The 13,201-nt window shown below is 38.6% G+C and carries 11 protein-coding genes; all 11 read left to right on the plus strand.

The window, feature by feature from the left end; translation table 11 throughout:
• Positions 1-71: 71 nt before the first annotated feature.
• The 11 genes from ACIP9C_RS19745 (at position 72) to ACIP9C_RS19795 (ending at position 13,159) form a co-directional block, all read left to right on the plus strand.
• Positions 72-1,124 carry a DUF3048 domain-containing protein gene (locus tag ACIP9C_RS19745; RefSeq protein ID WP_401013500.1) on the plus strand — a complete coding sequence of 351 codons (1,053 nt, stop codon included), beginning with the start codon at positions 72-74 and terminating at the stop codon, positions 1,122-1,124.
• 16 nt (positions 1,125-1,140) lie between these two features.
• On the plus strand, positions 1,141-1,461 hold the full coding sequence (locus ACIP9C_RS19750; protein ID WP_004225717.1) for a YerC/YecD family TrpR-related protein: 321 nt from the start codon (positions 1,141-1,143) through the stop codon (positions 1,459-1,461).
• Between the two features lie 108 nt (positions 1,462-1,569).
• A complete protein-coding gene (gene pcrB, locus ACIP9C_RS19755) occupies positions 1,570-2,259 on the plus strand; it encodes a heptaprenylglyceryl phosphate synthase (RefSeq protein ID WP_401013503.1) in 690 nt (229 codons plus the stop codon).
• Between the two features lie 31 nt (positions 2,260-2,290).
• Entirely contained in the window at positions 2,291-4,543 is a 2,253-nt protein-coding gene (gene pcrA / locus ACIP9C_RS19760) for a DNA helicase PcrA (protein ID WP_401013506.1), read from the plus strand.
• Between the two features lie 14 nt (positions 4,544-4,557).
• Positions 4,558-6,555: an NAD-dependent DNA ligase LigA gene (gene ligA, locus ACIP9C_RS19765; protein WP_401013509.1), complete on the plus strand. Its 1,998-nt coding sequence runs from the start codon at positions 4,558-4,560 to the stop codon at positions 6,553-6,555.
• A 107-nt stretch (positions 6,556-6,662) separates the two neighbouring features.
• Positions 6,663-7,799 (plus strand): CamS family sex pheromone protein, encoded by a 1,137-nt coding sequence (locus ACIP9C_RS19770; protein ID WP_401013512.1) that lies wholly within the window; start codon positions 6,663-6,665, stop codon positions 7,797-7,799.
• 335 nt (positions 7,800-8,134) lie between these two features.
• Positions 8,135-8,422: an Asp-tRNA(Asn)/Glu-tRNA(Gln) amidotransferase subunit GatC gene (gatC, locus tag ACIP9C_RS19775; RefSeq protein ID WP_024364473.1), complete on the plus strand. Its 288-nt coding sequence runs from the start codon at positions 8,135-8,137 to the stop codon at positions 8,420-8,422.
• Between the two features lie 24 nt (positions 8,423-8,446).
• Positions 8,447-9,910 carry an Asp-tRNA(Asn)/Glu-tRNA(Gln) amidotransferase subunit GatA gene (gene gatA, locus ACIP9C_RS19780; protein ID WP_401013515.1) on the plus strand — a complete coding sequence of 488 codons (1,464 nt, stop codon included), beginning with the start codon at positions 8,447-8,449 and terminating at the stop codon, positions 9,908-9,910.
• A gap of 1 nt (position 9,911) precedes the next feature.
• A complete protein-coding gene (gene gatB / locus ACIP9C_RS19785) occupies positions 9,912-11,339 on the plus strand; it encodes an Asp-tRNA(Asn)/Glu-tRNA(Gln) amidotransferase subunit GatB (protein WP_401013518.1) in 1,428 nt (475 codons plus the stop codon).
• Positions 11,340-11,506: 167 nt separating this feature from the next.
• Positions 11,507-12,067: a thioredoxin family protein gene (locus ACIP9C_RS19790; RefSeq protein WP_401013521.1), complete on the plus strand. Its 561-nt coding sequence runs from the start codon at positions 11,507-11,509 to the stop codon at positions 12,065-12,067.
• A 177-nt stretch (positions 12,068-12,244) separates the two neighbouring features.
• The gene (locus ACIP9C_RS19795) at positions 12,245-13,159 is read left to right on the plus strand and encodes a diacylglycerol kinase (protein WP_401013524.1); all 915 of its coding nucleotides are present in this window, start codon (positions 12,245-12,247) and stop codon (positions 13,157-13,159) included.
• Positions 13,160-13,201: the final 42 nt, after the last annotated feature.

Here is a 13,201-nt window from a genome sequence, read left to right on the forward strand (position 1 = left end):
TTTTTGTAGCGCCAGAGCAGTAACATACACTTTTACATCGAGGCGGTATTGACTAAAGGAGAGTAATGCAAGTGTTGAAATCAAAAAAACTATTAGTTGGCCTGGCATTTAGCGCATTGTTTATCGGCGGATGTTCTAAAGATGCCTCTGAACCTAAAGAGGACGTAACTAAAATAGATGATGAACCAGCTATTGAAGAGCCTGTGAAGGAAGAGACAATTGTGGCACCTTTAACGGGAGAGGTTGTCGAAGAAGAAGTGACACAGCGTCCAATTATTGTGACTGTTAATAATCATCCTGCTGCTCGTCCTCAATCAGGATTGGCAGCAGCAGATATTATTTACGAAATGCTAGCAGAAGGAAATGTCACTCGTTTCCTAGCAGTCTATCAAAGCGAATTACCAGAAAATATTGGACCAGTCAGAAGTGCTCGTTCTTATTTTATTGATATGGCAAAGGGCTTTGGTGCATTTTATGTAGCACACGGCTATAGTCCAGAGGCGAAAACGATGCTTAGCAATAATGTTGTTGATAATATTAATGGGATGAATTATGATGGCACACTATTTAAACGTTCTAACGATCGTGTAGCCCCACATAATTCCTATATAACTTCTGAAAATATATTAAATGGTGCTGAAAAAGTAGGCGCTTCAATGAATTACAGTGAAAAAGTGCATCAGGCTTTTTATGAACCCGATGAACGTGGTAAAATAGGCGTTGAAACAAGTCAAGTTGACATTTACTATGGGAATAGTAATTCTTTCCACAACACGTATGTATACGATCATCAAACAAATCGTTATGGACGACAATCGGCAGGCGTTGAAACAAAGGATATGTTGACAGGTGAAGCATTAACATTTGCAAATGTTTTATTTTTTGAAATGAAGCATCAAACAATTGATGATGTAGGTCGCCAAGATATTGATTTAACCTCTGGTGGGAATGCGTATGTATTTCAAAATGGTTATTTAAGAGAAGTAAAATGGGCTAATATCGATGGATTACCAACGGCTGTCGAAGAGACTGGTGAACTTGTGAAGCTAGTTCCAGGAAAGACATGGGTTCATTTCGTACCAGCTTCACCAGGGTTAGAAACAATGGTGAAAACGCAGCCTTAAGAGGGAGGAAAACTACATGCAAATCGAAAAAATTCGAGGGCATCAAACAGATCAGTTATTTAAAGCAGTATTAGAACTGAAGGACATTGAAGAATGCTATAAATTTTTTGATGATTTATGTACGATTAGTGAGATTCAATCGCTAGCACAACGATTTGAGGTAGCGCATTTATTACGTTTAAAGAAAACCTATGAATCCATTAAAAAGGAGACTGGGGCAAGTACAGCAACGATTTCTCGTGTACGTCGATGCTTTGATTATGGAAATGATACATATGATGAAATGTTAGGTCGTTTGTATCCAGATGAAAAGCCATTCCAAGCACCAAAAGAATAGTAGATAAGAGGCTGGGTAGAGTTTCTGCTCAGCTTTTTTATTTTTTTGTCGATAGTCATAAGCTATACTTGTAAACGAGTAGATAGAAAATGATAGGTGGTAAAATAGATGGATTATTTACAGTGGAGACATGTGTTCAAGCTAGATCCAGCAAAGGATATATCGGATGAAGCATTAGAAAAAATTTGTGAATCTGGAACAGATGTCATTTTAGTTGGTGGAACAGATGGGGTAACATTAGATGGTGTATTAGATTTACTTGTCCGCGTACGTCGCTTTGAAGTACCAATAGCGCTGGAAATTTCAACGATTGATTCAGTAACACCTGGCTATGACTATTATTTCATTCCAACAGTGTTAAATAGTGATGACCCGAAATGGATTAAAAATTTGCACCATGAGGCGATTAAAGAATACGGAGATATCATGGTGTGGGATGAGTTAGTTGCTGAAGGTTATTGTATTTTGAATCCAAATTGTAAAGTTGCAGAAGTAACACAAGCAAAGACAGATTTATCAGTGGATGACGTTGTTGCCTATGCGCGCATGGCTGAAAATTTCTTTAAGCTACCTGTATTTTATTTAGAATATAGCGGTGAATATGGCGACATTGAAATGGTACGTGCTGTAAAAAATGAGTTGCAAAATACAAAGCTATTTTACGGTGGTGGCATCACTTCTACAAAGCAAGCTGCAGAAATGGCACAGTTTGCTGATACGGTCGTTGTAGGGAATATTATTTATGAAGATTTAAAAGCTGCACTTGCGACTGTTAAGGCTGTAAAAAATACGTTATAATTAGGAACAAATGTTTGTAAGGTGGTGCGAAATGGAGCATTTAACAAAAAACTTATTAGTAGGTATGAACCCTGAACAGGAAAAAGCAGTGAAAACAACAGAAGGGCCATTGCTAATTATGGCAGGTGCTGGTTCGGGAAAAACAAGAGTATTGACGCATCGTATGGCGTATTTAATCATAGAAAAAGAAGTATACCCATCGAAGATTTTAGCCATTACGTTCACGAATAAAGCAGCACGTGAAATGCGTGAGCGTATAGATGGTATTCTCGGAAATGGAACTGGCGACAGCATGTGGGTATCAACATTTCACTCGATGTGTGTACGCATTTTACGACGAAATATTGAGCAGCTTGGCATTTCGCGCAATTTCTCGATTTTAGATTCTACTGACCAACTTTCGGTCATAAAAAATGTCTTGAAGGATGAAAATATTGACCCTAAGCGCTTTGAACCTCGTGCAATCTTAAATGCAATCAGCTCAGCAAAAAATGAATGCATAACTGCCGATGAATATGCAGGGCAAATTAATGAACAAAATCCTTATGAAAAAACGGTAGCTCGTGTTTATAAAGGATATGAAAAAAGATTACGTCGCAATCAGTCACTTGATTTTGATGATTTAATTATGACGACGATTACATTATTTAAGCGAGTACCTGAAGTGCTTGAATTTTATCAAAATAAGTTTCAATATATCCATGTTGATGAATATCAAGATACGAATAAATCGCAATACTTACTCGTGCAATTACTCGCGAAGAAATTTAAAAATATTTGCGTAGTAGGGGATTCGGATCAATCAATTTATCGTTGGCGTGGCGCAGATATAGGGAACATCCTGTCTTTTGAAAAGGATTATCCGAATGCGAAAGTCATCATGCTAGAGCAAAATTATCGCTCAACAAAACGCATCCTTCAAGCTGCAAATGACGTCATTCAAAATAACACAAGCCGTTACCCAAAAGAGCTGCGCACAGAAAATGCCCATGGTGAAAAGATTGCTTTGTACAAAGCTTATAATGAGCAGGAAGAAGCACAGTTTGTCGTACAAACGATTCAACAGCTGATGGAAAAGGAAAATCGTTCATTTGATGACTTTGCCATTTTATATCGTACGAATGCACAGTCTCGTGTAATGGAGGAAGTGTTAGTTAAGTCTAATATGGCTTATCAAATTGTCGGTGGTACAAAGTTCTATGACCGTAAAGAAATAAAGGATTTATTAGCCTATTTACGTCTCATTGCAAACAATGACGATGATTTATCGCTTGCGCGTATTATCAATGAGCCTAAGCGTAGTATCGGTGCAACCTCATTCGAAAAAATGGCACGCTATGCAATCGATCAGGATCGCTCTATTTTTGATGCAATGAATGACCTTGTGTTTATGGGATTAACAGGGAAAGCCGCTGCTTCAGCAGAACATTTTTATGCGATGATTAAAGGCTTTACTGAAATGCAAAATTACTTGTCCGTAACAGAAATCGTAGAGCAAGTTATTGAAAAATCAGGCTATCGAGCGATGCTGCAAAATGAAAAGAGTATTGAAGCGGAAAGTCGTTTAGAAAATATTGAAGAATTTTTATCTGTGACAAAAGCGTTTGAAGAACGTAGTGAAGATAAGAGCTTAATTGCCTTCCTGACTGATTTAGCTTTAATTGCAGATATTGATGCGCTTGATAAGGAAGATGCATCTAAAGGCAATATCATTTTAATGACGATGCATGCTGCTAAAGGGTTAGAGTTCCCTGTAGTTTTCATTATTGGCATGGAAGAAAATATTTTCCCACATTCTCGTTCTCTTGATGATAATGATGAAATGGAAGAGGAACGACGCCTTGCGTATGTCGGCATAACACGTGCAGAGGAACGGTTGTATTTAACATGTGCGCAATCTCGCACGATTTTTGGTCGTTCTAGCTTTAACAATGCTTCCCGTTTCTTACGTGAAATTTCAGAGGATATTTTAGAATCCATCTCAAAAGGTGGTCCAAAGCCTGAAGTTCCATTTGGCTCAAGTAATCGTTCGGCAAGTAGTTATCAAAAACGGACACTTGGCGCACAACAGCATACACAACCAGCAACGGCACGCCTGCAAGCAACTGGGGGTGACCAGTTTGGTTGGAAAGCTGGAGATAAAGCGATTCATAAAAAATGGGGAACAGGTATGGTTGTTAGCGTAAAAGGTGAGGGTGATAGTACAGAACTAGATATCGCTTTTCCACAACCAATTGGTATTAAGCGATTACTAGCGCAATTTGCACCTATTGAAAAAGCGTAAGCGGAGGAACTTAAATGAACGAAATTGAACAGCGCATAGCGGAGTTAAATAAATTATTGCATGAATATGGGTATGCGTATTACGTGCTAGATAATCCTCTTGTTGCAGATAGTGTATATGACCAACTATTACACGAACTTATTGCATTAGAAGAGGCAAATCCTTCACTAATTTACCCAGATTCACCGACACAGCGTGTTGGCGGTGCTATCATAGAGGGATTTAAAAAAGTGACGCATGATTATCCGATGCTAAGTCTGTCCAATGCATTCAATGAAGCGGACTTGCGTGAGTTTGACCGTAAAATTCGTCAAGCAATCGGAGACCACTTTTCTTATGTATGCGAACTAAAAATAGATGGTCTTGCGATTTCTCTTAAATATGAGAATGGTGTTTTTGTCCAAGGAGCAACACGCGGTGATGGCGTGATTGGTGAGGATATAACAGCAAATTTAAAAACAATTCGTGCTGTGCCACTTCGATTAAAAGAACCAATTACGATTGAAGTACGTGGCGAAGCATATATGCCTAAAAAGTCGTTTGAAAAATTAAATGCACAGCGCGCTGAAAACAGTGAAGAATTATTTGCAAACCCTCGAAATGCTGCTGCCGGATCATTACGTCAATTAGATCCAAAAATTGCAGCAAGTCGTCAACTATCAACCTTCATTTATGCAATTGGAGGAGATGGTGAGGCGTACGGCATTGATGGGCATGGCGAGATGCTAGATTATTTGGAAGGGCTTGGCTTCCCTTCAAATAAAGAACGTCAACGCTGTGCTTCGATTGAAGAGGTTTTGTCCTTTATTGAAACTTGGACAGAAAATCGCCCGAATTTAGCCTATGAAATAGATGGTATTGTAGTCAAGGTTGATCGTTTTGCGCAGCAGGATGAACTTGGCTATACAGCAAAAAGTCCTCGTTGGGCAATTGCTTACAAATTCCCCGCAGAAGAAGTTGTAACAACGTTGCTTGATATCGATTTAACAGTAGGTCGAACTGGCGTCGTGACACCAACGGCAATTTTAACACCTGTACAAGTAGCGGGAACTACTGTGCAACGAGCATCTTTACACAACGAAGATTTAATTCGTGATAAAGATATTCGTATTGGGGACACAGTCATTATCCGAAAAGCTGGCGACATTATCCCACAAGTTGTCGGTGTATTACTAGAGCAACGCCCAGAGGATTCAATTCCATATGAAATGCCAGCAAATTGCCCTGTTTGCGATAGTGAGCTTATTCGAATTGAGGGAGAGGTTGCCCTACGTTGTGTGAATCCAGCATGTTTTGCACAAATTGCTGAGAGCATTAAATACTTCGTTTCCCGTAACGCCATGAACATTGACGGACTTGGTGAAAAAGTTGTTGAGCAGCTGTTGCGTGCAGATTTAATTCATGATGTATCTGATTTATATCAGTTAACAGTGGAGCAGTTAGTCGAGCTAGAACGTATGGGTGAAAAATCAGCTACAAACCTAGTGAATGCTATTCAAGCATCGAAGGACAATTCGATGGAACGTCTACTCATTGGGTTAGGGATACGACATGTTGGTGAGAAGGCGGCAAAGATTGTCTCAGAGCAGTTTGAGACGATGGAAGCAGTGATGGCTGCAACTGAGGAGCAGCTTGTAGCAATTCATGAAATTGGCGATAAAATGGCATCTTCTCTCGTTGAGTATTTTGCCAATGAAGATGCACGTGCTGTTATTCAGCGTCTTGCTGAGGCTGGTGTCAATATGACATATAAAGGCAAAAAGGTAGAGGTAGTCGTAGGTGACAATCCATTTGCAGGCAAAACAATCGTGCTAACTGGTAAACTTGAGCAATTGACACGGAACGATGCAAAGGCGAAAATAGAAGAGTTAGGTGGAATTGTCACAGGAAGTGTCAGTAAAAAAACTGATCTTGTTATTGCAGGTTCGGATGCAGGGTCTAAACTGACAAAGGCAGAACAATTAGGTATTGAAGTTTGGAACGAAAACGACCTAATTGAGCAACTAACTTAAATAATACGTAAAAGATACAGCACTGGCAGATGTTTGCTCTTAAATGAGAGCGTAATAGAAAATTTGTCAAAGGCGAATCTGATAATTAGTAAAGGGGTACTAAAATAATGAAGTCATTTCGACTCATTCCAGCAATTGTAGCTGCTGCAATGCTAGTCGGCTGTGTGCCTTCGAACAAGAAGGAGACAGAGCTTACACAGGAAACGCAACAGGAAAAAGCGGAAACAACGATTATTCCAAGTCTACAGATTGATGAATCTTTCTATAAAACACTAATACCATATAAAGAAAGTGCAAGCCGTGGGTTAGTCGTTTCGAATATTTACACGAAGTATGATATGAAGGAAGTAGAAACAGGATTAATGCGTCTTTCTCAAAATGAGTTTGACACTGAAAATTATTACTTCCAAGAAGGCCAATATTTAGCTGAAAGCACTGTAACCTCTTGGCTAGCACGTAGTTCACAAACGGAGGATGGTTTAAATCCTCCAACAACAGATGCTATGACACCAGAAGAACGTGCAACAAAAGCACCTATTTATTTATCTCATATTGTTGAGCAAAATTATTTAAAGAAAACAGATGATAATAAGGTGAAATTAGCTGGTATTTCAATAGGGCTATCTTTAAATTCTATCTATTATTATCAAAAAGAAAAATATGGTGAGTATTACGAGGAGCCTATTCCTGAATCTGCTCTTGTTGAGCAAGGCAAAAAAATGGCGGCTGAAATCGTTTCCCGTATGCGTACACGTGATGAATTAAAAGATGTACCGATAGTTGTTGGGTTGTTTAAACAGCAGGCCCGCAATGAAATTATTCCAGGTACGTATTTTACCTATGGTGTTGCAAAAGAGGGTCAAAATGATATTGGCGATTGGCAACCTCTTGACGAAGAATATGTGATGTTCCCAACAGATGATACACATGACACTTATCGAGATGTTAGTAACAACTTTAAGAATTTCAAGCAAGATGTTGATAAATATTTTTCCAACTATACAAGTGTTATTGGCACAGGCTTCTATCAAAATAAAAAAATACAAAAGCTAACAATTGAAATTCCAATCCAATTTTTCGGCACTGCTGAAATTATAGGCTTTACACAATATTTAACGGGCGCCCTAATCAATCAATTTGATAATATAAATGTCGAAGTGAGCATTACTTCAATTAATGGTCCAGAGGCTTTAATTATGAAAGAAGCGAATGATAAAGACCCGTATGTACACGTTTATGAGTAAAAAATAGTCAGCCTTGTGCTGGCTATTTTTATGCGTAATCGCGCTGAAATCCAATAGGTGTTCGTTTATCGAATTTGGACAATGTACATCATACGTAAGTAATGGCTAGTAAGGCTTCTCTGAAATCCAAATCAGCTAACAATGATAGTGTTCGTTCAACTAAAGAAGACATCTTGGGACAACACTTTGTTATAGTAGTGAAAGTTTCTGTATTTTTGGTGAAAGTTGTGATTTTTAATAGGAAAAATGTTATGATTATTGGCATGGTTAACTTTATTCAACCCTATTGTTATCAACAAAAACAATGAATTGGATCGTATTCGGAGGTGTAAAAAATGGCAAAATTAACAAAAGAAGAAGTTAAGCACGTTGCGAATTTAGCACGTCTTGCAATTACTGAAGAAGAAGCGGAAAAATTTGCTGAGCAACTTGGGAAAATTACTGACTTTGCAGAGCAGCTAAACGAGTTAGATACTACAAATGTTGAACCAACAACACACGTTTTACCACTGGTAAACGTAATGCGTGAAGATGTGGCAACAAAAGGTCTAGACCGTGATGTAATGATGTTAAACGTTAAAGAACAAGAAGATGGTCAAGTAAAAGTACCAGCTATCATGTAATACTAAAAAATAGGAGGATTCCTCATGACGTTATTTGAACGTTCAGCAAAGGAGCTACAAGCTGAGATTAAAGCTGGTAACCTAACAATCGCTGACTTAACAAAAGAAGCATATGAACGCGTAACAAAGCTTGACGGCGATGTACAAGCATTCCTTGCTTCAAACGAAGAAAAAGCAACTGCACAAGCAGCTGAAATGGACAAAGTGCCATTTGAAGAACGTGGACCACTTTTTGGTCTTCCTATTGGGGTAAAAGACAATATCGTAACAGAAGGCTTAGAAACAACTTGTGCTTCTAAAATCCTTGAAGGATTTATGCCAATTTACGATGCGACAGTCGTTCATAAGCTACGCGAAGCTGGCATGATTACAATCGGTAAATTGAACATGGACGAGTTTGCAATGGGTTCTTCAAATGAAAACTCATTCTATAAAACAACAAAAAATCCATGGAACTTAAATCACGTACCAGGTGGTTCTTCAGGTGCTTCTGCGGCAGCAGTAGCAGCAGGAGAAGTGTCATTCTCACTTGGTTCAGATACAGGTGGTTCAATCCGTCAACCAGCAGCATATTGCGGTGTCGTAGGGATGAAACCTACATACGGTCGTGTATCTCGATTTGGACTTGTGGCATTCGCTTCTTCGTTAGATCAAATCGGACCAATTACACGTAATGTTGAAGACAATGCACTTTTACTAGAAGCCATTTCAGGACTAGACCCTAACGATTCAACTTCAGCAAATGTAGAAGTACCAAACTTCGCAGCAGCACTGACTGGCGATGTAAAAGGTTTACGTATTGCTGTACCAAAGGAATTTTTAGGTGAAGGTGTTGGAGAAGCGGCACGTCAATCAGTACTTGATGCACTAGAAGTACTAAAAGGCTTAGGTGCGACAGTAGAAGAAGTATCACTTCCTCATTCTAAATATGCACTTGCAGCGTACTATATCCTTTCTTCTTCTGAAGCGTCATCAAACCTTTCTCGTTTTGATGGTATCCGTTACGGTTTCCGCGCAGAAAACGTTAATAACCTAATGGACCTTTACAAAGAAACACGTGCACAAGGCTTTGGTGATGAAGTAAAACGTCGTATTATGCTAGGAACTTATTCACTTAGCGCTGGTACTTACGACGCTTATTACAAAAAAGCACAGCAAGCACGTACACTTATTAAAGCAGACTACGACAAAGTATTCGAAGACTTTGATGTAATCATTGGACCAACAGCACCAACACCAGCATTTAAAATTGGTGAAAATGTTGATGACCCAATGACGATGTATGCCAACGATATTTTAACAATTCCTATGAACTTAGCGGGCGTGCCAGCCATTTCCATTCCATGTGGCTTTGAAAACGGTCTACCACTAGGCTTGCAAATCATTGGTAAATACTTCGATGAAGCAACAATTTACCGTGTAGCGCATGCGTTCGAGCAAGCTACGGCGTTCCATAAAGAAGTTCCTCAAATTTGGGAGGGAAAATAACATGAACTTTGAAACAGTCATTGGTTTAGAAGTACACGTTGAGTTAAAAACAAACTCAAAAATCTTCTCGCCAGCACCAGCTCACTTCGGTGCTGAACCAAATACAAATACAACAGTAATCGACCTAGGTTATCCTGGGGTCCTTCCTGTCTTAAATAAAAATGTTGTAGATTTCGCGATGCGTGCAGCACTTGCACTAAACATGGAAATCGAGCAAGAAACAAAATTTGACCGTAAAAACTACTTCTATCCGGATAATCCGAAAGCATATCAAATTTCACAATTCGATAAGCCAATTGGTAAAAACGGTTGGATTGATATTGAAGTAGATGGTTACACAAAACGTATCGGTATTACTCGTCTTCATATGGAAGAAGATGCTGGTAAACTATCTCATGCTGGTGACCATTCATTAGTGGACTTTAACCGTCAAGGTACACCGCTTGTAGAAATCGTTTCTGAGCCAGATCTTCGCACAGCAAACGAAGCGTATGCTTACCTTGAAAAATTAAAATCAATTATCCAATATACAGATGTTTCAGACTGTAAAATGGAAGAAGGTTCACTGCGCTGTGATGCCAACATTTCGATTCGCCCATATGGCCAAAAAGAATTCGGTACAAAAACAGAGCTTAAAAACCTTAACTCATTTAACTACGTACGTCGTGGTATTGAGCACGAAGAGTTACGTCAAGCGGATGTATTACTGTCAGGTGGCGTGATTGATCAAGAAACGCGTCGCTTTGATGAAAAAACAGGTAAAACTATTTTAATGCGTGTTAAAGAAGGAACAGATGATTATCGTTACTTCCCAGAGCCAGACTTAGTGCGTCTGTCAATCGACGATGAGTGGTTAGAACGCGTAAAATCAGAGATTCCTGAACTTCCAGATGCCCGTAAAAAACGTTATGTTGAAGAATTAGGATTAACTCCTTATGATGCAGGCGTTCTTGTTATTTCTAAAGAAATTTCAGATTTCTTTGAAGCGATGATAGCTGAAGGTGCAGATGCAAAACTTTCTGCAAACTGGTTGATGGGTGATGTTTCTGCATATTTAAATGCTGAACAAAAAGATCTTAAAGATACTGCGTTAACTCCAGAAAACCTTGCAGGCATGGTGAATTTGATTACGGACGGTACAATTTCTTCTAAAATCGGTAAAAAAGTATTTACTGAGTTAGTCGAAAACGGCGGTTCAGCTAATGACATCGTGAAGGCAAAAGGATTAGTTCAAATTTCGGATGAGGGTGCATTATTAGCAATCGTAACAGAAGTATTAGATAACAATGCACAATCGATCGAAGACTTCAAAAACGGTAAGGATCGTGCAATTGGCTTCTTAGTTGGACAAATTATGAAAGCTACAAAAGGCCAAGCGAACCCACCAATGGTCAACAAATTATTACAACAAGAAATTGCAAAACGCTAATTTTTTGTTATTACAATGAGTCAAGAGAGTGAATTCACTTTCTTGGCTTTTTAAATGCAAAGATTGTACATACTAACAAATCGTAACACTAAATAGTTGTCTAAAAAGAGTATTCATAGCAAAATATAGAATAGAACAAACACTTCATTTAAAAAGGGGATAAGTATATGAAAACTGAACAACAATATTTTGAAGAAGCCATTTCAATTCAACAATATATGGATAACATGACAACGCTTAAAGAAGATAGCTTCCGTATTTATGATGGCTTTGAAGTACCAATGAACGATGGTTTTGTAGCTTTATTAAAAGACAAGCAACCTAAAATTCTAACAATTACTGAAGATTGGTGCGGAGATGCGATGTTAAATAATCCAATTATTCGCCGTGTTGCGGAGGTAGCTGGATTAGATATGCGTACTGTTTTACGCGATGCAGATACAGATTTAATCGACCGTTACTTAACAAACGGTGGCCGTGCAATTCCAATGTATATTTTACTTAATGAATCAGGTCAAGTTATAGGTAAATGGGGACCACGTGCGCCTGAGTTACAGGATATTGTTGTGAAGAAAAGAGCTACATTACCGGACAAAGAAGACCCAACTTTTGAAGAAGCACAAAAAGCACTTTACACTGAAATACGTGAAGATAATATTACAAATCAAGCAAATTGGACATATGTATACGAAGATTTCAAAAAACATGTAACAGCAGCATTGCAATAAAGGAGCAATTTCCTTAAGCGATGGTATAACGTACAATACGCGCTCATACTGGCGTATTGGAAGCATATGGTGAATTTGATTTGCAAGGCGTAGAACTGTGTATTAAATCATCAGTGCAACATTTCAATGGTTTATTCGTTGAAAGTATTAGAATCTTATGAAGCAGGAAGGTATGTTATGAAACGAGCAAGAATCATTTATAATCCTACATCTGGTCGGGAAGCGTTTAAAAAGCATTTACCAGAAGTATTGGAGAAACTAGAGGTGGCAGGCTATGAGACATCCTGTCACGCAACAACTTGTGAAGGCGATGCTATAGAAGCAGCAAAAAACGCAGTAGAACGTGGATTTGATATTATCATAGCAGTTGGTGGAGATGGGACGTTAAATGAGGTTGTTTCTGGTGTAGGCCAATTTGATAAACGTCCAAAGATTGGCTTAATCCCAATGGGAACAACGAATGATTTTGCACGTGCCGTCCATATTCCACGAAATATTGATGAAGCCGTTGATATTATTATTAAAGGCGATACCTTACCAGTTGATGTTGGATTGTTAAATGGAGAACGCTATTTCATCAATATCGCTGCTGGGGGGCGTATTACTGAGCTAACGTACGAAGTGCCGAGCAAAATGAAAACAATGCTAGGGCAGTTAGCTTACTATTTAAAAGCGGTTGAAATGATTCCATCTATTAAGGCATCACATATGCGTATTGAATATGATGGTGAAGTATTTGATGGAGATGCAATGATGTTTTTATGTGGCTTAACGAATTCTGTTGGAGGCTTTGAAAAGCTTGCGCCAGATGCGAGCATAAACGACGGTTACTTTACATTATTAGTATTGAAAAAAGTGAGCCTTCCAGAATTTATTCAGCTTGCGGCAATGGCGTTGCGAGGCGAACATTTAAAGGATGATCGTGTTATTTATAAAAAGGCAAGTGTTGTGAAAGTTACGACGGAAAACGAAGTGCATTTAAATCTAGATGGCGAATATGGTGGAGATGCACCTGCAACATTTGAAAATTTGAAGCGCCATATTGAAATTTTTGTACCAATTGAAGATATTCGTGAAGAAGATCGAATTTAAACTACTCTTATGGAACATTTGCAGATAAGTGTAAATAAGTTT

Origin of the sequence: Lysinibacillus sp. NPDC093210 (assembly GCF_044753985.1) — a bacterium.
GTDB lineage: Bacteria > Bacillota > Bacilli > Bacillales_A > Planococcaceae > Lysinibacillus.